The 19,505-nt window shown below is 59.6% G+C and carries 21 protein-coding genes; 15 read left to right on the top strand and 6 right to left on the bottom strand.

The genetic code is table 11. From position 1 onward, the window contains the following. The 10 genes from Q322_RS22135 to Q322_RS0101795 are packed head-to-tail and all read left to right on the top strand — an operon-like array spanning position 1 to position 9,629. The gene (locus Q322_RS22135) at positions 1 to 1,245 is read left to right on the top strand and encodes an oligosaccharide flippase family protein (protein WP_084147725.1); all 1,245 of its coding nucleotides are present in this window, start codon (positions 1 to 3) and stop codon (positions 1,243 to 1,245) included. Next, positions 1,238 to 2,320, top strand: coding sequence for a glycosyltransferase family 4 protein (locus tag Q322_RS22130; RefSeq protein ID WP_084147723.1), 1,083 nt, complete (start codon positions 1,238 to 1,240; stop codon positions 2,318 to 2,320). Before Q322_RS22135 ends, Q322_RS22130 begins: the two co-directional genes overlap by 8 nt. 58 nt (positions 2,321 to 2,378) lie before the next feature. After that, on the top strand, positions 2,379 to 3,596 hold the full coding sequence (locus Q322_RS22995) for a hypothetical protein (protein WP_156952828.1): 1,218 nt from the start codon (positions 2,379 to 2,381) through the stop codon (positions 3,594 to 3,596). Continuing rightward, positions 3,589 to 4,515, top strand: coding sequence for a glycosyltransferase family 2 protein (locus Q322_RS22125; protein ID WP_084147721.1), 927 nt, complete (start codon positions 3,589 to 3,591; stop codon positions 4,513 to 4,515). Before Q322_RS22995 ends, Q322_RS22125 begins: the two co-directional genes overlap by 8 nt. After that, on the top strand, positions 4,512 to 5,435 hold the full coding sequence (locus Q322_RS0101820) for a glycosyltransferase family 2 protein (protein WP_029475361.1): 924 nt from the start codon (positions 4,512 to 4,514) through the stop codon (positions 5,433 to 5,435). The genes Q322_RS22125 and Q322_RS0101820 overlap by 4 nt, the downstream gene beginning before the upstream one ends. An 11-nt stretch (positions 5,436 to 5,446) precedes the next feature. After that, on the top strand, positions 5,447 to 6,481 hold the full coding sequence (rfbB, locus tag Q322_RS0101815) for a dTDP-glucose 4,6-dehydratase (RefSeq protein ID WP_156952827.1): 1,035 nt from the start codon (positions 5,447 to 5,449) through the stop codon (positions 6,479 to 6,481). Continuing rightward, positions 6,478 to 7,377, top strand: coding sequence for a glucose-1-phosphate thymidylyltransferase RfbA (rfbA, locus tag Q322_RS0101810; RefSeq protein WP_029475357.1), 900 nt, complete (start codon positions 6,478 to 6,480; stop codon positions 7,375 to 7,377). The genes rfbB and rfbA overlap by 4 nt, the downstream gene beginning before the upstream one ends. After that, a complete protein-coding gene (locus Q322_RS0101805; protein WP_051667993.1) occupies positions 7,374 to 7,928 on the top strand; it encodes a dTDP-4-dehydrorhamnose 3,5-epimerase family protein in 555 nt (184 codons plus the stop codon). The genes rfbA and Q322_RS0101805 overlap by 4 nt, the downstream gene beginning before the upstream one ends. After that, complete coding sequence (locus Q322_RS0101800; protein ID WP_029475354.1) at positions 7,925 to 8,674, top strand: SDR family oxidoreductase; 750 nt, start codon at positions 7,925 to 7,927, stop codon at positions 8,672 to 8,674. Before Q322_RS0101805 ends, Q322_RS0101800 begins: the two co-directional genes overlap by 4 nt. Positions 8,675 to 8,711: 37 nt before the next feature. Continuing rightward, entirely contained in the window at positions 8,712 to 9,629 is a 918-nt protein-coding gene (locus Q322_RS0101795) for a hypothetical protein (protein ID WP_029475352.1), read from the top strand. Here the strand turns inward: Q322_RS0101795 and Q322_RS0101790 are convergent. Both Q322_RS0101790 and glmS read right to left on the bottom strand, forming a co-directional pair. Further along, on the bottom strand, positions 9,547 to 10,737 hold the full coding sequence (locus Q322_RS0101790; RefSeq protein ID WP_245593103.1) for an O-antigen ligase family protein: 1,191 nt from the start codon (positions 10,735 to 10,737) through the stop codon (positions 9,547 to 9,549). The two genes, Q322_RS0101795 and Q322_RS0101790, sit on opposite strands and share 83 nt — an antisense overlap. A gap of 255 nt (positions 10,738 to 10,992) precedes the next feature. Continuing rightward, the gene (glmS, locus tag Q322_RS0101785) at positions 10,993 to 12,813 is read right to left on the bottom strand and encodes a glutamine--fructose-6-phosphate transaminase (isomerizing) (RefSeq protein WP_029475348.1); all 1,821 of its coding nucleotides are present in this window, start codon (positions 12,811 to 12,813) and stop codon (positions 10,993 to 10,995) included. A 611-nt stretch (positions 12,814 to 13,424) separates the two neighbouring features. Here glmS and Q322_RS24880 point away from each other — a divergent pair. Then, entirely contained in the window at positions 13,425 to 13,754 is a 330-nt protein-coding gene (locus tag Q322_RS24880; protein WP_029475345.1) for an FmdB family zinc ribbon protein, read from the top strand. Further along, on the top strand, positions 13,751 to 14,863 hold the full coding sequence (locus tag Q322_RS0101775; protein WP_029475343.1) for a S1C family serine protease: 1,113 nt from the start codon (positions 13,751 to 13,753) through the stop codon (positions 14,861 to 14,863). The genes Q322_RS24880 and Q322_RS0101775 overlap by 4 nt, the downstream gene beginning before the upstream one ends. 204 nt (positions 14,864 to 15,067) lie before the next feature. Here Q322_RS0101775 and Q322_RS0101770 read toward each other — a convergent pair whose 3' ends face one another. Together Q322_RS0101770 and Q322_RS0101765 are read right to left on the bottom strand one after the other, a co-directional pair. Next, a complete protein-coding gene (locus Q322_RS0101770) occupies positions 15,068 to 15,349 on the bottom strand; it encodes a hypothetical protein (RefSeq protein ID WP_029475341.1) in 282 nt (93 codons plus the stop codon). Between the two features lie 3 nt (positions 15,350 to 15,352). Further along, positions 15,353 to 15,592 carry a hypothetical protein gene (locus tag Q322_RS0101765; RefSeq protein ID WP_156952826.1) on the bottom strand — a complete coding sequence of 80 codons (240 nt, stop codon included), beginning with the start codon at positions 15,590 to 15,592 and terminating at the stop codon, positions 15,353 to 15,355. 81 nt (positions 15,593 to 15,673) lie between these two features. Here Q322_RS0101765 and Q322_RS0101760 point away from each other — a divergent pair, with 81 nt between their 5' ends. From Q322_RS0101760 to Q322_RS0101750, 3 genes are read left to right on the top strand one after another with little or no spacing between them, the layout of a single operon-like run. Then, positions 15,674 to 16,285: a deoxynucleoside kinase gene (locus tag Q322_RS0101760; RefSeq protein ID WP_029475337.1), complete on the top strand. Its 612-nt coding sequence runs from the start codon at positions 15,674 to 15,676 to the stop codon at positions 16,283 to 16,285. A gap of 40 nt (positions 16,286 to 16,325) precedes the next feature. Beyond that, positions 16,326 to 16,949, top strand: a complete 624-nt coding sequence (locus Q322_RS0101755; RefSeq protein WP_029475335.1) for a deoxynucleoside kinase — start codon at positions 16,326 to 16,328, stop codon at positions 16,947 to 16,949. A 4-nt stretch (positions 16,950 to 16,953) separates the two neighbouring features. After that, positions 16,954 to 17,790: a hypothetical protein gene (locus Q322_RS0101750; protein ID WP_029475332.1), complete on the top strand. Its 837-nt coding sequence runs from the start codon at positions 16,954 to 16,956 to the stop codon at positions 17,788 to 17,790. On the opposite strand, the gene Q322_RS24020 is transcribed toward Q322_RS0101750, so the two are convergent. Together Q322_RS24020 and Q322_RS0101740 are read right to left on the bottom strand one after the other, a co-directional pair. After that, positions 17,791 to 17,961 carry a hypothetical protein gene (locus tag Q322_RS24020; RefSeq protein WP_169739072.1) on the bottom strand — a complete coding sequence of 57 codons (171 nt, stop codon included), beginning with the start codon at positions 17,959 to 17,961 and terminating at the stop codon, positions 17,791 to 17,793. Positions 17,962 to 18,066: 105 nt separating this feature from the next. Further along, positions 18,067 to 19,386, bottom strand: a complete 1,320-nt coding sequence (locus tag Q322_RS0101740) for a S8 family serine peptidase (RefSeq protein ID WP_245593102.1) — start codon at positions 19,384 to 19,386, stop codon at positions 18,067 to 18,069. Positions 19,387 to 19,505: the final 119 nt, after the last annotated feature.

Genomic DNA, 19,505 nt, shown 5'->3' with positions numbered 1-19,505 from the left:
ATGCAGCAACCCAAGATACTTAAAAATTTTCTCCTCCTCCTCGGTTTGCAAGCTTCGGGCTTTATTCTTCCACTGATCTCATTTCCCTATTTGGCCCGAACCCTTGGAATTGAAGTTCTGGGTATTTTCTCACTTGTTCAGGCTATATCGATCATCGTTACAGTTATCGCTGATTACGGTTATATCACCACTGGCACACAGAGGGTCTCTGTTCATAGGGACGATCATGTCTATCTGGGAAAACTGATTAACGCGTCGCTCTCGTTGCGGCTTCTGATCGCGTGCCTAGCATCATGTGTCGGTATCTTCTACCTTGCCTTTGCATTGCCGAGTGGTCAAGTAGAGTTATTGAGCTTACTTTCAGTATTGACAATGGCGCTGCTAGGTTCACTCAATTTCCCTTGGTTCTTTCAGGGTATTGAACGTATGCCCCAATTTACACTAATTCTCGTGACGAGCCGTGTCGTTTCAGTTATATTATTATTTTTACTGGTTTCCGGTCCGAAGAGCTTGAGTGCGGCGTTGTGGATCAACATCTTGCCCCAACTGGCCGGAGCAATATACTGTTTATATTATTTCTCAAAAAAATTGTTGTGGCGTTACGAGATCCCAAAATTCTCAAGCGTAAAAGAAGAGGCCCAAAATGGCTGGCACTTCTTTACCCCTACGTTTTACAGTATTTTCTTCACCCAAATGGGTCTAGTAGCACTCGGACTTTATCAGAGTCAGGCTGTTGTGGGGGGATATGCTGTTATGGACCGCTTGGCTAAAGCGGTGGCGAGCATCAATGGTGCTGTTAATCAAGCTGTTTATCCTCAAGCTGCACTAGCAATGTCTCGTTCGCATGCCGAGGGTGTGCAGGTAATCAAGAAATATGCCGCAATCTTTTTACCATTTTTTTTGCTAGTCTGCATTGCTTTGGCAATTGGCAGTCCATTTATAGTGAAACTTCTCTTCGGTCAAATATATGTAAAATTCTCGGATGCATTGAGTCTTCTTGCTATATTTATATTTGCATCCGCCGTAAACACTTTCGTAGGTGTGATTTATATGACAACTTCTGGGAGACAGAAAGAGTATAGTGGTGCAGTGTTATTTGGAACCTGTCTTGCTATGTTGATTTATTTTCTGACCCCAAAATTAATTGGCTATTATGCACCAGTGTTGGGTCTTGTATTGGGAGAGAGTGCTATTTTAATAGTTATTGCTTATAACTTACTTAAAGCAGATAAAAATTATGTTTGATTATATTTTCATCCTTCCGCAAATATCCTTGCGTCCTATTGGGGGTTATAAAATTGTATATGAGTATTCCAATAGATTGACCGAGCTTGGCTATAAGGTCGCAATTATACATGTAAGGAAGAAGGGCAAAATACTAGTCAGGAGGATCAAAATAGATTTTCTTCTTGCATACAATCGAATTGTATTGAAAAAAAATCTATCTTGGTTTCCAGTGGCAAATGAAATAAAGTTTATAGAGTTAGATGAAGATAAAATTTTACTTGACGATAGTATTATATCAAATTGTTACATTGCAACAGCGTGGGATACAGCAATAATCACTAAATCGCTCGCGGAACGTCATACTGCTGGGGGCTTATATTTAATCCAAGGTTATGAAAGTTGGAGTGCGTCGGAAGAGGAGTTATTTGCGACATACAGAATCGGGCTAAAAAATATAGCCGTTTCTAAGTGGTTGAAAGGTATTGTAGCTGATTGTGGAGCAGATTGTGAATACCTCCCAAATTCGCTTGATGCCAATACTTTTTATATTAGTATTGCTCCAGAATTACGTCTCAAGCACACTATTCTAACAATGTTTCACGAAGCAACTTTAAAGGGTTTCGCGGATATTGTAAAATCGTGTAAAGTAGTGCGAGAAAATCACCCTGATGCAAGATTTGTTGCTTTTGGAGCTTATAAATCAAAGGGAAAAGTGCCAGAATGGATGACATATTTTCATCTCCCCTCACAGGAAGTTTTGAGGCGACTCTATAATGAATCTACCATTTTTGTTTCGGGAAGCTATTCAGAGGGGTGGGGCCTCGCTCCTACTGAGGCTATGCAGTGCGGCTGCGCTCTTGCTATCACTAACATTCCAGGTCATGAAGATTTTTCGAAAAGTGGACAGTATGCACTCCTGTCGCAGCCTGGTGATTGGCAAGGTATGGCCTTAAATATCCTGAAACTTATAAATGATGATCAGTTACGCCTTAAACTAGCTAAAACTGGAAGTGAATTTGTAAAACAGTATAATTGGACTGTAGCAGTGGAAAAATTTATACAAATTAGCTTACAAGACAGGGCTAATGAATAATTACTCCCCCATATTCATAGTTTCTCGCGGATCTTATCTAAAAAGAATAGTTTTTTATATGAATATAATTATGCTTGCTATTTTACTAATAACTGGACTCGTTCCCCAAGTCAATATTTTTATATTTGGCGATTATATTTATAACATAAATAATCTAGCCCGTTTAATTCTACTTATAAACCTTTTCACCTTGTTTTTAACCTCTTCTAAGATAGATAATACTAACGTGGGATTGAAAACAGCATTAATTATATTTATAGCATACGCGTTTCTAACTTTTTTTATTAATTCTATAAGATATGATTTAAGCTATTCTATTCAAGGGATTCTGATGTATTTTTATTTAATCTTACTATATATATTAATATTTACTCAAAGATTTGAGTTAAATAAAAATTTTGAAAAAATGTTTATTTATATAGCCATCCCATTGGCCAGCTTAGCCATAACTCAACATTTTACCGGGAACACAATTTTACCTTTAGAAAGTGCAAACGGTCAATTTAAAGTTCTTAGTTGGCTTTTTTGGAATAATGGTATATATCAAGTTAGAGGATATAGCCTGTTCAGCAATGCTGTTGATTTTGGGATATTTATAATTTTTTGCTTAGGGATAATACTTCAGAAAATAGATTTCAGATTGACAAATTCTAAAAATATCTTTGCCATGATAATTTTTATCATACTTATTGTAAGCGCCTACAGCACTTTAACTAGAAATATCTATATTGGAGTGATCATCACCGTGCTATCGTCTCTAGCCTATCTTCAGCTTAAAAAGAGGAACATACTTTTAGTTTTACCACTTTTATCTCTAGCACTAGGCTTTCTAATTTCTATTTCTGGAAATATAATTGAAAAAAGTAATCTAAATTTATCAAATTCCGCCTCTTTGGACATAAGGCAACAGGTATGGGCTGATATTTGGCAAAAACTTTCCAATGGTGAAATGCTGAGCATTTTGTTCGGAGATGGCAGATATCAAGCAGAAGCAGGAAATAAAATTGCCAGCTTTTTGATAGATAATTCTTTTCTCCAATTTATTACATATCAAGGCATTGTGGGTCTGATGTTATTCGTATATTTATATTCCTATATCTTAAAAAACGCTTTGGGGCGTCCTAAAAATGCACTGTGGTGCGGCTTCTATGGTCTTTTAGTTGCATGGCCTGCGATGGCGGTTTTCAATATTTTGGTTCCGCAGCTTGCCATTCTTACGCTTTTAACATTTTTTATCGACAAATTTTCAATTACAGGCGGTATAAAAAATGATTGAGACATCTGAAAAAATTGATATTGTGCTGGCGACATACAACGGCGAGAGATACTTGCACGAACAGATTCAAAGTCTATTAACCCAAACTGTTACCTGTGGCATTCTCTGCCATGACGATGGGTCGAGTGACACCACCGAGGTAATACTACAGAAATACACACTGGAAGAGGAGAGATTTAAAGTGATTTCACACCACTCTCTTGGCGGAGCGAGTCAGAATTTTTCATTTCTACTAGAGAATTCTGAAGCAGATTATGTACTTTGTTCCGATCAAGACGATATCTGGCTTCCAGACAAGATTGCATGTCTTTTGAAAGCGATGCATTTTTACGAGAGCGTATATGGTAATGACATGCCTTTGCTGGCCCATAGTGATCTATGTGTCATAGATGCCCATGGAAACTTAATGGATAAATCGTTTTGGAACTATCAACACCTCAATCCTGAATGGGGAGATCAGTTCAACTTAATCTTGACGCAAAATGTAGTTACTGGATGCTCTATGCTTGTTAACCGTGCTCTAATAAACAAATCTATGCCTATTCCACGGGAGGCCATCATGCATGATTGGTGGCTAGCCTTAGTTGCTTGCTCTTTTGGGAAAATCATTTGGATTCCTGAGGCAACCATTTTGTACCGCCAGCACAACAACAATGCGGTTGGCGCAAAACGCTTCGACGCCCGCTATATCGCTTCAAAGTTAAGTATGTTCGGAGAAATGCAAACAAGTCTGAATTTAACCGCCGCACAGGCGGCGGTTTTCGCTGAGAATTTTCCAACATCGCGTCACGCGGCCCAAGCCGCACGCTACGCACAGTTGCCAGATATGAATTACTGGCAGCGACGTCAAACCATTGTGCGAGAACGGTTTTTTAAGGTTGGTACGCTCCGCAATCTGGCCTGGGTGGGCTTGATATGACGTCTCCTGCATTGGCAGTGATTGTCCCAGCCCTAAATGCGTCTCGCTACGTTTCCAAGTTGGCGTCCAGTTTCAGGCAGCGGCATCTGTCTTCTCAACAGGTTTTCATTCTTGATTCTGTGTCTCAGGATGGCAGCCCTGAGCTGTGGCAGGGATGTGGTTTTGGCGTAAGAGCAATTGATCGCAACACCTTTGACCACGGCGGCACCCGCAATTTAGGCGCACGCTTAGCTACCGAACAGGGCGCGCAGATTCTGGTCTTCATGACCCAGGACGCCATTCCCGCCGATGACCGCTGGCTGGAAGCCTTGACCGCGCCCATCGTGTCCGGTCAGGCCGTGGCAACCTTTGCCCGACAATTGCCCCGGCCAGAGGCGTCGTTGCTGGAACAGTTCTCGCGGTACTTTAACTATCCAAGCCACAGCAGGCGGCGTACCGAGGCCGATATACCCGAACTGGGCGTCAAGGCGTTCTTCTTCTCGAATGTCTGTTCGGCGGTGTGCGCAGACGTGTTCTGGGAAGTGGGCGGTTTCCCGGAACACATCATCATGAACGAGGACATGACCCTGGCGGCCAAATTGCTGCGCGCCGGGCACGCCATCGAATATGTGGCGGGGGCGCAGGTGGTCCACTCGCACGATTACACCCTGGCCCAGCAGTTCCGCCGCAACTTCGATGTCGGGGCCTTTTTTGCGGGGGCGGGGCCGGAGCTGGCCGGGGCAAAGGTGGGGGGCGAGGGCCTGCGCTTTGTACGCGAACAACTGCGGTACGTGCTGCGGCACCGGCGGGCCGACCTCATTCCGCTGGTGATCGCGGAGGCGGCGGCCAAGTTCAGTGCCTTTCAACTGGGCAAACGCCACCACCTGTTGCCTCTGCCTCTGAAAAAGAAACTGAGCATGCACAGTTACCATTGGGATTAGAAGGAGAAGAAATGAATGATGAAATGACTTTACTCGTCACCGGGGGCTGCGGCTTCATCGGCAGCAACTTCGTGCGCTACTGGTTGTCTCAGCACCCGGGCAGCCGCATAGTGGTCTTTGATAAGCTGACCTACGCGGGCCGCAAGGAAAATCTGGCGGACCTGTGGGCAGACCCCCGCCTGAAACTGGTGGTGGGCGACATCGGCGATCAAGCCCTGGTGCGGGCCACCTGCCAGCGGGAAGGTGTGAACCTGATCGTCAATTTTGCCGCCGAAACCCATGTGGACCAGAGCATTCTGGGGCCGCTAATCTTTACCGACACCAACGTACGCGGCACCCACGTGCTGCTGGAAGTGGCCCGCGAACTGGGTATCCGCCTGCACCACATCAGCACCGACGAGGTATATGGGCATATCCGCGACGATCATCAGAGCGTGGAAACCGACGAACTCGCGCCGCGCAGCCCATACGCTGCCAGCAAAGCCGCCGCCGATCAACTGGTGCAGGCGTATGCCATCACCTACGGTCTGCCCGTGACCATCACGCGCGGGGCCAACAACGTGGGGCCGTACCAGTACCCCGAAAAGGCGGTGCCGCTGTTCTCCACCAACGCCATTCTGGACGAGGCTATTCCGGTCTACGGCGACGGTCTCCAGATGCGCGACTACGCCCACGTGCATGACCACTGCACCGGAATCGAGACTGTGCTGCTGCGGGGCGAGATCGGTGAGGTCTACAACGTCGGCACCGGGCGCGAGATGACCAATCTGGAGATGGTGGACATCGTGCTGGACACGCTGGGCAAGTCGCACGATCTGGTCCGGCACGTCACTGACCGGCCCGGCCATGATCGGCGCTACAGCATGAACGTGGATAAGCTGAAAAGTCTGGGCTGGCAGCCCAAATACGATCCGAAAGAAGCGGTGGCTGAGGCCGCGAAATGGTACGCCGCGAACCGCGCGTGGTGGGAGCCGATCCGTAGCGGCGAATTCCGCGAGTACTACGAAAAGCAGTACGCCGAGCGGCTGGCCGGGGCGCGGCAGTGACCGCACCTCCCTCCAATCGTCGGGGCATCATCCTGGCCGGGGGCAGCGGCACGCGGCTGTATCCGGCGACGCTGGCGGTTAGCAAGCAATTGCTCCCCGTCTATGACAAGCCGATGATCTATTACCCGCTGACCACCCTGATGCTGGGCGGCATGCGCGAGATTCTGGTGATCTCCACGCCCGAGGACACCCCCCGTTTTCAGCAACTGCTGGGCGACGGCTCGCAGTGGGGCCTGACGCTGGAGTACGCCGTGCAGCTCAAGCCCGAGGGACTGGCCCAAGCCTTCCTGATCGGCGAGGACTTCGTGTGCGGCCACGACAGTGCGCTGATCCTGGGAGACAATATCTTTTACGGCAATGATCTGTCGGACCTGATGAACGCCGCCGGGCAAAAGACCGAGGGGGCGACCGTGTTCGCCTACCAGGTCAGCGATCCCGAACGTTACGGCGTGGTGGACTTCGACGAAACGGGCCGTGCCTTGTCTATTGAGGAAAAACCCGCCCGGCCCAGATCGGACTTCGCCGTCACGGGTCTGTATTTTTACGACCAGAACATTGTGGAAGTGGTCAAGGGGATTCAGCCCTCGGCGCGCGGCGAACTGGAGATCACGGACGTGAACACCCACTACCTGAACTCGGGGCTGCTGGACGTGCAACTGATGCGCCGGGGCTTTGCCTGGCTGGACACCGGCACGCACGAGAGCCTGCTGGAAGCCAGTTCCTTTATCCAGACCATCGAACACCGTCAGGGCCTCAAGGTGGCCTCGCCCGAGGAGACCGCGTGGCGCAGCGGCTGGATCAGCACCGAGATGCTGCTGGAGCAGGCGCACAAACTCGCCAAGAACCGGTACGGTCAGTATCTTCTCAAGATCAGCAAGGAAACCCACCACGCATGACCACACCAGACCTCCGCATTCCGCTGGCCCCCGATTACGCCGCCGCCCTGACTTTCGAGAGCTACCCGGCTGCGCCGCAGATCGATGGGGTGTGGGTCCACGCCCTGAAAAAGAACCGCAGCGAGAACGGCGCGTTCATGGAATACCTGCGCCTGGACGAGGCGGGTGTGCAGGGGTTGCCCGGCCCGCTCACCCCGCACCAGATCAGCGTGTCGTGGGCCGCTGCTGCGCGTGTCAACGCCTTTCATATTCACGTCAAGGGCGAGCAGAACGAGCTGTGGTGCGTGTTGAGCGGGCAACTGGTGGTCTGGCTGGTCGACTGCCGTGAGGGCGGCGCAACCCTGGGGGTGAAGCGCAAGCTGGTGCTGAGCGGCGAGCAGCCCACGCTGGTGCATATCCCCAGTGGCGTGGCGCACGGGTATCAGGCGGGGCCGGAAGGTGCGACGCTGCTGTACACGATGGACGCACAATTTAACCTGACAGACCCCAACGAGGGCCGCCTGCCCTGGGACTTTTTCGGGGCCGAACTGTGGGCCGAGGACCGGGGGTGAAGGTTCTGCTGACCGGGGGTGGAGGGCGGCTGGGAACCGAACTGCGCGCCCTGCTGCCGGACCTGGGGGCCGAGGTCGTGGCCCCCAGCTCGGCGGAACTGGACATCACCGACGGCGCGCAGGTCCGGGAAGTGGTCCGCCGCGAACGCCCCGGCGTGATCATTCACGCGGCGGCCTACACCGATGTGGGCGGCGCAGAGCGGCAGCGGGAGCGGTGCTGGGCGGTGAATGTCGGGGGGACCCGCCACATGGTGCGGGCGGCCAACGCGGCGGGCGCGAAGCTGGTCCAGATCAGCACCGATTACGTGTTCAGCGGCGAGTCCGGCAACTACCGCGAGGACGACACGCCCGGCCCGCCTGTCAACTTCTACGCCCTGAGCAAGCTGGTGGCCGAGGAAGCGGCCCGCGCCGCCGCAAGGCACCTGATCATTCGCACCAGCTTTCGCCCGCGCGAGTTCCAGTATCCGGTGGCCTACAGCGACGTGTTTACCGGGCAGGATTACGTGGACATCATCGCGCCTGAGGTTGCGCTGGCCGTGCGCCATGCCTGCGAAATTGAGGATGCAGTGCTGCATATCGTCACCGGTCGCAAGAGCGTCTACGAGCTGGCGCGGCGGCGCAGGCCTGGGGTGCAGGAAGGCACGCGGGCCTCGGCAGACGTCACCCTGCCGGGGGACGTGAGCCTGAACACCGAGCGCTGGGACCGCCTGCGCCCACAACTGCTCGCCGCATCTGTCCGTGGCTGAAGCCTCGAGTTTTCAGCGGTCTGACCTGAGGACGGCAGTGCCGCCGAACGTGAGCCTGGCGGGTCTCTCGGCACCGCGCTTCGACGGCGTGAATTTTTTTCGCACGCCCACCGCGCCCTTCAGCACCGTTGATTTCACGGCCCGCAGCAAACAGTTTGTCCAGTTGGAATACCAGCTCTATTCTCCCTCCAGCGACGTGACCGGGATCCTGAAGTTGAACGGACGCGTGCTGGACCAGACGACCTTTCCGGCAGGCCAGTTCATTCCCAATGTCGTGACCGGGGCGTTCGTCTCTGCGGGCGCGCACCGCTTCACGCTGGAGTACCGCTGTCAGGCTCAGCCGTGTGCTGCGCCGCTCAGTCAGTACTGGACCCGGCTGGGCCAGCTTCCCAGTCAGGGGGTCACGGCCCGGCAGGACGCGGGGCTGGGGGCGCAGCGCTGGTGGCTGGACGCCCCCGACAGTCCGCTGAAGATCACCGGCGCTGGTCCGCTGTTCTTCGACGGCACCAGTTTCGTGCGGCGGCTCCCGGAGAAAGCGTTCGAGTTGTCCTGGACGCCGGGCCAGGGCGAGGTGCTGAGTGCCAGTCTGTTGATCTACGCATCACAGCCCTTCCGCGTGACCACGCGCGGCGGGGGCGAGGTGCTGGACGTTCAGAGCGGCGACAGCTCACATGCAGTCTCGCCCGCTGTCTCAGTGTTAGGGCAACCGAAAACCCAGTCCTTGACCGTGGAAGTGGACTGTCTGAAGCGGATGTCGGCGGAGAAAGGGGAATCTGGCCACGCTGAAGCTGGGCAGGACTGCGCTTTTCTCTATCTCCCGCAGGTGGTGGTTCTCATCGCTAACCCGGATTACGGGGCGCAGACGGGCGGGGCTACACTGGCGGCGCTGCTTGTCCTGACCGGGCTATGGCGCTGGCTCCGGCTGGCTCCGGGACGGGGCGCGGCAGCAGGCTAAGTCCCACCGCCGCCCACCACAACTCTGCGAAATGCTGGCTGGGCAGCGCGATCACCACATCCACCACGTTCATGGCCGTGAAACCGTACAGGACGGCGGTGGTCAGCGCGTCACCCAGCAGCGCTGCCCGCCATAACGCGTACCCCATCACGGCCACCAGTCCCAGGGTCCCGATGACGCCGGTTTCCAGCAGCCAGTGCAGCCAGGCGTTGTGGGCGATCAGCCACACGCTCGACCAGCGGCCCAGCCCCTCGGGGCAGGCGATGTCGTTGCGGGCCAGGGTAGGCGTGAGCTGGCAGCCGTCCTTGAACAGGTACGTCAGGTAGGGGCCGCCCTGGTACGGCCCGACACCGCCCAGCGGCGAGGTCTGCCAGCCCTGCGCGGCGTCGCGCCAGATGTATTCGCGCCCACTGGTCTGGTCGTTGAGCAGGCGTTCGATGGGTTTGAAAGGAATGTCGAGCGTGGTGGTCAGCGCGGCCAGGCCCAGCACCAGCGCGCCGGGCAGCAGCGCCCACCAGCGCCGCCCCCGGCCCGCAAAGGCCAGCGCGGCCAGGCTGCCCACCCCCAGCGCCAGCAGCGGTCCCCGGCTCCCCGCCGCCAGCAGGGTGGCCAGCGCCAGTCCCCCGGCGGGCCAGCGCCACCACCCGCCAGCCCGCCAGAACACCGTGATCCACAGCGCCACCACCGCCACCAGCCCCAGCGAGACCACGTAGTAGTACGGGTGGCCCAGCCGCTCCTGAACGCCGGCCAGCCCCTGCGTGGTCAGGGTGTAGCCCCACGCCGTCACAAAGATCGCCAGTTGCCCCCACAGCAGCGGGCTCAGATTGCGGCTCGCGCGCAGGTAGACCCCCGCCGCGATCATCGCCAGGATCAACAGGGTGCGGATTGCCGCCAGGCCCAGCGACAGCAGTGGACGGGGGGTGAACAGCGCGGCGATCAGTTGGGTGCTGGCGAAGAAGAACAGCACCTGACGCGCGGCCAGCGGTAGTGTCCGCAGGTGGCCCAGCGCGCCCAGGGCCGCCAGATAAAGTGGCGGAAACACCGGGATCAGCGCGATCAGCCAGCTCACCTGGCGGGGCGGCATGAAGGGGCGGGGGCGGGAACTCACGCGGCAGTGTAAGGCATCTGATGAAACCTTCCGTGGCCCCTCCAGAGGCCAGAGCTGACCGGCATTCGAGAGGAGCAACTCCGTAGTGTGGGAGCAAAGACCCTGCTCAGGCGATCAGAGGTCTGGGAGCTGAGATGGCGGCAGCATGCAGCCTTCCGCCGAAGGAACGGGCCAGCGCAGAAGCGAAGGAGAACGGCCCCGCGCGTCCGTGCGAAGCCACTCTACCGCCCCTCATTCCTCGTAAAATTTCTTAAATTATTCGACCGTCACACTTTTCGCCAGGTTCCTCGGCTTATCCACGTCCTTGCCCAGCGCCGTGGCCGTGAAGTAGGCCAGCAACTGCATCGCCACCGCATTGACCACCGGGCTGACCATCTCGTGGGCGCGCGGCACGTAGATCACGTCATCGCCGTGGCGGGCGTTCTCGGTGTCGCCGTCGCTCAGGAACAGGATCACCTTCCCGGCGCGGGCGCGGACCTCCTGCACGTTGCTGATGGTCTTTTCCAGCAGGCGGCTCTCGGTGGCGATCACGGCGACGGGCAGGTTGGCGTCGATCAGCGCAATCGGGCCGTGCTTCATCTCGCCCGCCGCATATGCCTCGGCGTGGATGTAGCTGATCTCCTTGAGCTTCAGCGCGCCCTCGTAGGCGGTGGGGCTGTTGACGCCGCGCCCCAGGAACAGGTAATCGCGTGCCTGGTGATACTTCTCGGCCACCTGTTTAATCGCTTCCACACGCTCCGGTGCCAGGGCTTCCTCCACCAGCCGGGGCAGTTCGCGGGCGGCCTTGAGCAGTTCCGCGCCCTGCTCCTCGCTCAGGGTGCCGCGCGCCCGGCCCAGCCACAGGGCCAGCATCACGAAGGCGCTGACCATCGAGGTGTACGCCTTGGTGCTGGCCACCCCGATTTCCGGCCCGGCGTGGATGTACAGCGTGTCGTCCAGCTCGCGGGTCATGCTGCTGCCCTTGGCGTTGATCACGCCCAGCGTTTTCGCGCCGTGCCGCTTGGCCTCGCGCAGGGCTTCGAGGGTGTCGATCGTCTCGCCCGACTGGCTGACCACAATCGCCAGGGTGTGTTCGTTGACCAGTGGATCGCGGTAGCGGTACTCGCTGGCCACGTCCACCTCCACCGGAATGCGCGCCAGTTGCTCGATCAGGTACTCGCCCACCAGCCCGGCATAAAAGGCCGTGCCGCAGGCGATGATGCTGATGCGCTTGAACGAGGAGGGATCGAGGTTGATGTCCAGATTGACCTCGCCGGTGTCGTCGTGCAGGCGGCCAATTAACGTGTTGGTCAGGGCGGTGGGCTGCTCGTAGATTTCCTTGAGCATGTAGGTGTCAAACCCGCCCTTCTCGGCGGCCTCGGCGTCCCAGTCGATGTGTTCGATCTCGCGCTGCTGCTCGTTGCCGTCCAGATCGGTCACGCGGAAGCCGTCGTCGCTCATGACCACCATGTCGCCGTCGTGCAGGAAGACCATCTTGCGGGTGTAGGCCAGCAGCGCGGGCACGTCCGAGGCTAGGAACATCTCGCCCTCGCCCACCCCCATCACCAGGGGGCTGACCGTGCGGGCCGCGACGATCTCGCGGTGGTCCACATGCGTGACCACGATGCCGTAAGCGCCGCGCACCTGCCCCAGCGCCGCACGCACCGCCTCGTAGAGGTCGCCGCTGTAGGCCTCCTCAATCAGGTGGGCCAGCACCTCACTGTCGGTCTCGGACTTGAACTCGTGGCCGCGCGACATCAGCGCCTCTTTCAGCTTGAGGTAATTCTCGATGATGCCGTTGTGAATGATGACGATCTTGCCGTCCTCGGTGGCGTGCGGGTGCGCGTTGGTGTCGTTGGGCAGCCCGTGGGTGGCCCAGCGGGTATGCCCGATGCCCAGCGTGCCGCTCATCGGGTGGCCCTCCAGCTCGGCCTCCAGGTTGGCCAGCTTGCCCGCCTTTTTCTTGACGGCGATGCATGCGCCGTCGCCAATCGCCACGCCCGCGCTGTCGTAGCCCCGGTATTCCAGCTTGGAGAGGCCCGAGATGAGCACGCCTTGCGCCTGCCGCCCGCCGATATAACCCACGATTCCGCACATAAGAACTCCTGCCCGCCTCCCTGGTCAGGGAAACGCAGATGCCTGGTTGATTGTGTGTGGCGGGTCCGGCCTTATGCCCGCGTTGCCACGGGGGTTATCGCTCTGGACTTCCCGCATCCCCTGTTCAGGGAGACGCGGCGGGTAGGTGTCGCCCACACCTGGAGGCATCCGCAGAATGCTCGCTGACCTCCACCTCGTATCCCAGCCGCTGCTGTGGCTGGGCCTTGCGCTGCCCGGTTGTGTTGCGAGTGCCCCGGCATATGAAGGGTTCGCCGCCAGATCATAACACCGCCCCGCTCCCTCTGGTGAGTAAGATGCTGTGATGCCTCAGGGAGTACGCTGGGGGGGGCCGGTGGGGGTAAGGAGGTTGGGGTGAGACAGGTCCCTTCCGTCCCCGGCTGCGCTTGCTAGGCTGTGCTTGCTCGGTTGTGCTTACCCGCCTGTGCTCACTCGGCTGTGCTTACCTGCCTGTGCTCACTCGGCTGTGCTTACCTGCCTGTAGCTGATCGGCTGCGCGTATCAGAGGCCGCTCCGCACTGAACCCTACCTGGCCCAGCGTTCTGATCAATCTGCCCCCGGTCCCGTCTTCCCGCCCCAAGGAACCCCTGCCCATGCCCACCTACCTGTACAAGAACACCAACACCGGAGAAATTTACGAGTTGCGCCAGAGCATGCGCGACGACGCCTACGCGGCCCACCCTGAAACGGGCGTGCCGGTCAAGCGCGTGCTGGCGCGGCCCAGCATCGCCTTTAAGGGCAGCGGCTTTTACGCCAACGACTCGCGCCCCCGCGAGAAATCCGAGGGTGGCAGCAGCGGCGAGAGCAAGCCTGCGGTCAAAGCTGAGGGCGGCTCCTCTGGCAAAAGCGAGCGGGGTAGCAAAAGCGAGCGGGCCAGCAAAAGTGAGGGAGCCAGCAAGAGCAAGGGTGGCGGCGAGGGGTGAACGCCGCGCACGTTGTGGGGGCCGCGCTGCTGCTGAGCGCAGCCGTGGCTGGCGCGTATGTCTCGGGCCGGGTCAGCGCCCAGCGCGCGCTGGTCACGCCCGACGAGATCAACACCGTGGAGGTCACGCAAAACGCCCTGCAAGCGGTGGTGCGGATCGACAACCGCCTGCAACGCGATCAGTTGCAGCCCGGTGACGATCCCATCGAGACCGGCACCGGGTTTTTCTATAAGAAAGACCTGATCGTGACCAATTACCATGTCATCGAATTTCAGGACTCGCTGAGCGTCACGCTGTACAACGGGCGCAAGGTCTCGGCCCGGATCGAGGGCGTCGATCCTGGCATCGACATCGCCATCCTGCGCGTGACCGGCGTGACCGCGCCCAAAACGCTGTCTTTTGGCAACAGCGCCCGCCTGATTCCCGGCCAGAAGCTGACGGCCATGGGCACACCCCTCAAAATTCCCAACTTCGTCAGCACCGGCATCTTCAGCGTGATGGCGACGGCGGACAACGTGCCGCGCAACGACAACCTGGGCATGGAAATCGGCGAGTACCTGATGACCACCGCCAGCATTCAGCAGGGCAACAGCGGTGGCCCGATCCTGGATTCGCGCGGGCTGGTGGTGGGCGTGGCCGACGCCAACGCCGCCCCCAACAATCTGGTGCCCGGCGTGATTGGCATCGCCATTCCCGGCGACGTGGTCAAGCAGAGTCTGGACGATCTGGAAAAGATCGGGGTTCCGCAGCGCGGCACGCTGGGCGCGACGCTGATCGACCTGTCCACCCTGCCCCCGGCCCTGCGCCAGTTGGCGGGGTTGTCCAGTTCCGAGGGCGCGCTGGTCATGGACGTCCCTGCCGGAAGCGCCGCCGCCCGCGCGGGCCTGCGCGGCAGCCTGCGCAACAGCAGCGATCAGTTGCTGGCCCCGCTGGGCGACATCATCGTGGCGGTGGACGGCGTGCGCGTGCAGAATTCGTTTGACGTGACCCGGCTGGTGGCCACCAAACGCCCCGGCCAGACCGTGGGCCTGCGCGTGTGGCGCAACAAGAAGAGCGTGGACGTGAAGGTCACGCTCCTCAAGCGTACCCTGCAACAGAACGGACGCTAGACGCTGGGGCAGGACTGAACAGGGGAGACGGGCCGCTGGGTGGCCCCGTCCTGTTCGTTCTTGCTGCTACCGACTCCGGTCCAAGCGTTTGCACAAACGGGTTCATTCGAGCGGATGCGAGACGGAGTAAAGCGGTCCTTGCCTCTGTCGCATTCCGCAGGAGTGGAAGGTGCCGCGCCAGCAACGGGTGAGGGTTCACGTCCGCTAGAACCAAACCAGAATGAACACCCAGCACACCACTGCCAGCCCCACGCTGAGCAGCAGGTAAGTTCTGAGCCAGGGGCGGGCCTCCACGAACTGCGGGTTGACCACGGCGGCCAGCAGCAGAAAAAGAGCCGGCGTCACCAGCAGGGCGGGCAGGGTGATCAGGCTGGGATAGATGAACCCGGCCCACAGCAGCGTGAAGATCAGCGCTGCTCCCGCTGCCGACAGCAGCCGCAGTTGCAGGGCCAGCTCGAAGGGGAGGCGGGCGGATTTGCGGGGCACGCTTCAGTGTAATTGGCTGACTCTGTAATTCTCGGTGAGGCCAATAAGCCAAGTGGGTCCAGCCAGAATCAGGCTCACTCGCAGATCCAGCCGCAGCCACTCCTTGTTGCCGTAAACCGCGTGAGAGAAGACGCCTACCGGAAACAGGACCTGGGCGGGGGCCACGAGCAGCGCCCTGGCCAGCGGCCAGCCCCGCATGTGCCAGGCGTCCTGCGGCCTGGGTGCCACGGGTGTTTGGGACATGCCCCAGGAGAGCGTCTCGTCTGTCAAGCCCCGCCCGGCTCCTTCGTTGACCGCCATCCCGCGCTATGCTCCCTCCTGTTTATGTACCTGGTGATTGAAGGCCCCATCGGGGTGGGAAAAACGAGTCTGGCCCGGCGGCTCTCGGCGCGCTACGGCGCGGAGTTGAATCTGGAAGTGGTGGAGGAAAACCCCTTCCTGGCCCGCTTTTATGAGCAGCCGGACGCCTACGCTTTTCAAGTGCAGGTCTTCTTTTTGCTGTCGCGCTTTAAACAGCTTTCCGGGCTGGCGCAGCCGGGGCTGTTCAGCGGCAACGTGGTCAGCGACTACCTGTTCGCCAAGGATTTCATCTTCGCGGCCATGAACCTGAAAGACGCCGAATTTGCGCTGTACGAGGACCTGTACGCGCACCTGTCGCCGCGTCTGCCCACTCCCGATCTGGTGGTCTACCTGCGCGCCGACACGGGCGAGCTGCTGCGCCGGATCGCCCGCCGGGGCCGCCCCTTCGAGCAGGACATGCAGGCCGCCTACCTGGCCGACCTGACCGCCCGCTACGATGAATATTTTCGCAGCTACGCCCACCCGCTGCTGACCGTGCAGGCCGGTGATCTGGACTTCGTGGGCAACCCCGCACACGAGGAACTGATCCTGGCCCGCGTGCATACGGCGCTGACGGCGGGGCAGGCGGCGGACTGATGCGCCCGGCAATGGTGGATCTGGCACGGGGAGGGCGCTGATGTACCTGGCCGTCTCCGGCAACATCGGCAGCGGGAAAAGCACGCTGACGCGCATGCTTTCCGAGCGCTACGGCCTGCGGCCCGTCTACGAACCCTACGCCGACAATCCGTATCTGGAAGACTTTTACCGCGATATGCGGCGCTACTCGTTCCACTCGCAGATCTATTTCCTGTCGCGCCGCCTGGAACAGCACCTGAATCTGGTGACCGGGGCGCGCTACGTCATTCAGGACCGAACGGTGTTCGAGGACGCCAGCATCTTTGCCCGCAATCTGTATGAAAGCGGCCAGATGGAGGCGCGCGACTGGGCCACCTACTGCGGGTTGTACGAGGGGATTTTGCCCGCCCTGCGCGTGCCGGACCTGCTGATCCACATCGACGCCAGCCTGCCCACCCTGCGCCGCCGGATCGCCCTGCGCGGACGCAGCTACGAGCAGGACATCCCGGGCGCTTACCTGGCGGGCCTCAACCGTCTGTATGACGCCTGGATCAGCGCCTTTGATGCCTGCCCGGTGCTGCGCGTGCCGGGCGACGAGCTGGATTTTGTGGCCGATCCGGGGGCCTTTGGGCGCGTCTGCGACCGCGTGCAGGCGCACGGCTTCGGCCTGCCGCTGCTGCGCTGAGATGATGCGAGTCCTGAATATTCCCGTCCCAGATGAATTGCAAGCCCTGTGGCGAGGCTGGCTCGCGCCGCCGCGCCTGCTGTTCTTCCTGACCGGGGAGGAGGCCACAGAATTTGACCTTCCCACCGTTTCACGCAAGGCGGTGGGGCTGACGCCTGAAGAACGCGACACCAACGCCGTCTGGGGCATCGCGGCGGGGGCGGACCGGGTGGCGTGGCTGGAGTTGGCGGAATGGCAGGGCCTTGGCCCGAGGCGTCAGCGCGAGCTGTTGTCAGTCCAGGTTCGGCACAAGCGGGGCAACATCCCGCGCCGCCGCGATTTTGCCGATCTGCTGCCCGGTCTGCCACAGGCCCGCTTTCTCTGGACGCCTGAGTTGCTGACCGACGCCGTGCTAGAGCGTGTCGTCGGCGCTGGTGATCCGCCCTGTCAGAAACCCCAGGTGCCGGAGGGTGTCTGGGAAGCCGCCTCTGCCCGTTTACCCCGTGTCCGCGAACTGGCCGCAACCTTCGCCTCCCACAGCGGCGCAAATTGCTTCGGCGCGGTGATGGGCGCGGCGGGCATGGCTGGGGCCGAAAACGAGTGGATGCAGCGCGAACCGTTCGAGGCGTTCCTGGAGGAGCGCACCCGGCCCGGCGGCAACGACGATCAGCCCGGAACCGTCCTGCTGTGGTGCAGTGCGGACGGTCTGGCGCAGCATGCCGCCGTCACGCTGGGAGAGGGCTGGGCCGTTCAGAAGGCGTCGCAGGTCTGGACCTCGCCGCGCGTGGTGCTGGCCGCGGATGACCTGAAACGCGCCGCCCGTCAGTGGGGCAACCGACTGAGTCGCCGCCGCCTGCGGTAGCTATTTGCCCCGGCGGGTCAACTGATACAGCGTGTAGCCATTGAAGACGGCCAGCACCAGACTGACAATGGCGAGCGGCCAGTTGCTCTGGGTCACGAAACGAATGGTCAGGATGCCCCAGCCGCACACCAGCGCCGTGACCAGCCAGACGCGCCAGGCGGGAGCGTTCATGCTTGAAACCTCATGGCCCCATCCTAGCGGCCAGAGCGCGGGACGTGGCTTGGTGGGCCGAAGGGTTGGAGCGCTGGAGGTGTGTGGGGTTGACCCCAGTCCCGGTTATCTGCCCAGACTGGATGCCAGCGCCGCGCGCACCGCCGCCGCCGCGTTCAGGGTGCCGCTTCCGCAGGTGCGGGCCGGGTCCGGGTCACAGCGCCCGCCCGGAAACGGGCTGGCAGTGCGGGTCAGCAGGCCCCGGAGTTGTGTGGGCGTCAGGCGGGGGCGCACGCTCAGGAGCAGGCTGGCGACTCCGGCCACATGCGGCGCGGCCATGCTGGTGCCTTCCGGCGCACGCACGCCCCCCGGCCCGCTCAGGCTGCTGACGGGAATGCCGTGGCCGGTTTCGCCTCCCGGCGCGGCCAGGGCCACTGGGCGGCCCCAGTTGGCGTACCCGGGGCGCGTTCCCTGCTGGGTGGCGCTGGTCACGGTCAGCACGCCCCGGCAGCCCGCTGGCGAGTAGCCCGAGGCGTCCGCGCCGTCGTTGGCCGCCCCCACCACGATCAGCGCGCCCCTGGCGTTCACGGCGTCGATGGCGTTCTGAATACGCGCGTCGCAGCCGGTCAGTGGAATGAAATCCGCGTACAGGCTCAGGTTCAGCACCCTGGCCGGGTCTGCGTTGGCCGGAACGCCCGGCACCGTGATGCCCGCCGCCCAGCGCAGGCCGTCGGCCAGGTCCTGCGGATCGATCAGGCCGTCGGTGCCCGCCACCCGCACATGGACGATGCGCGCCGAGGGGTTGATCCCGGCCATGCCCCGCCCGTCATGCGCGGCGGCGATGATGTTGGCCACCACCTCGCCGTGGTAGGCGTACTGGCCCACCCCGGAGGCGTCTCCGTCGCGCCCGTCACCGTCCCCGGCCCGTGCGGGATCATGCACGAAGTCGTAACCGCCCACCACCCGCCCGGCCAGTTCCGGCGAGTTGACGAAGCCGGTGTCCAGCACGGCCACCGTGATGGGCAGGGTGTTCAAGCCGACTCCGCCTGTCTGCGCCCAGGCCTGCGGCATACCAATGGTGGTCATGTCCCACTGCTGGGAGTAGAGCGGATCGCTGGGCCGGTAAGAGGCGGGCGGTCTCGGCACAGTCGGCGCTGGCATGGACCGGGGCGCGCTGGGCAGCGGCACCAGCGGAGGCGCGGTCTGCGGATGGACCGGGGCCGAGGGCACGATTTCGGGCGGGGTCCCAACTGGAGGAGGTCTGGGTGCTGGGGGTTTGGGCGCTGGGGGTTTGGGCGCTGGAGGTTTGGGCACAGGTGCTGCCACACCCGGCGGCAGCGCGGGAATGCTGCCGGGCGTGGCGGCCCGGCCCTCCACATTCAGCAGGGCGGCGCACAGCAGCGGCAGCGTCAGGAGGGCTGATTTGAGCGGGGGCCAGGGCTTCACCCCGCCAGTCTGCCGCCTTTGCCTGATGCCCGGCTGAGGGGGTGGTGCTCCGACTTGACGCTGACTTGACGCCCTATTTTCTAAGGTGGCTGTGGAGGTCAATTATGAGACATCGATAC

Source organism: Deinococcus frigens DSM 12807, from assembly GCF_000701425.1.
In the GTDB taxonomy this organism is placed as follows: domain Bacteria; phylum Deinococcota; class Deinococci; order Deinococcales; family Deinococcaceae; genus Deinococcus; species Deinococcus frigens.
This window is presented reverse-complemented; position numbering and strand designations above follow the sequence as displayed.

What these genes read in the sequence shown, in the direction of transcription:
- Q322_RS22135 (WP_084147725.1), top strand. Translation starts at nt 1, where the DNA reads ATGCAGCAACCCAAGATACTTAAAAATTTTCTCCTCCTCCTCGGTTTG.
- Q322_RS22130 (WP_084147723.1), top strand. Translation starts at nt 1,238, where the DNA reads ATGTTTGATTATATTTTCATCCTTCCGCAAATATCCTTGCGTCCTATT.
- Q322_RS22995 (WP_156952828.1), top strand. Translation starts at nt 2,379, where the DNA reads ATGAATATAATTATGCTTGCTATTTTACTAATAACTGGACTCGTTCCC.
- Q322_RS22125 (WP_084147721.1), top strand. Translation starts at nt 3,589, where the DNA reads ATGATTGAGACATCTGAAAAAATTGATATTGTGCTGGCGACATACAAC.
- Q322_RS0101820 (WP_029475361.1), top strand. Translation starts at nt 4,512, where the DNA reads ATGACGTCTCCTGCATTGGCAGTGATTGTCCCAGCCCTAAATGCGTCT.
- rfbB (WP_156952827.1), top strand. Translation starts at nt 5,447, where the DNA reads ATGAATGATGAAATGACTTTACTCGTCACCGGGGGCTGCGGCTTCATC.
- Q322_RS0101805 (WP_051667993.1), top strand. Translation starts at nt 7,374, where the DNA reads ATGACCACACCAGACCTCCGCATTCCGCTGGCCCCCGATTACGCCGCC.
- glmS (WP_029475348.1), bottom strand. Translation starts at nt 12,813, where the DNA reads ATGTGCGGAATCGTGGGTTATATCGGCGGGCGGCAGGCGCAAGGCGTG.
- Q322_RS24880 (WP_029475345.1), top strand. Translation starts at nt 13,425, where the DNA reads ATGCCCACCTACCTGTACAAGAACACCAACACCGGAGAAATTTACGAG.
- Q322_RS0101765 (WP_156952826.1), bottom strand. Translation starts at nt 15,592, where the DNA reads ATGTCCCAAACACCCGTGGCACCCAGGCCGCAGGACGCCTGGCACATG.
- Q322_RS0101760 (WP_029475337.1), top strand. Translation starts at nt 15,674, where the DNA reads ATGTACCTGGTGATTGAAGGCCCCATCGGGGTGGGAAAAACGAGTCTG.
- Q322_RS0101755 (WP_029475335.1), top strand. Translation starts at nt 16,326, where the DNA reads ATGTACCTGGCCGTCTCCGGCAACATCGGCAGCGGGAAAAGCACGCTG.
- Q322_RS0101750 (WP_029475332.1), top strand. Translation starts at nt 16,954, where the DNA reads ATGCGAGTCCTGAATATTCCCGTCCCAGATGAATTGCAAGCCCTGTGG.
- Q322_RS24020 (WP_169739072.1), bottom strand. Translation starts at nt 17,961, where the DNA reads ATGAACGCTCCCGCCTGGCGCGTCTGGCTGGTCACGGCGCTGGTGTGC.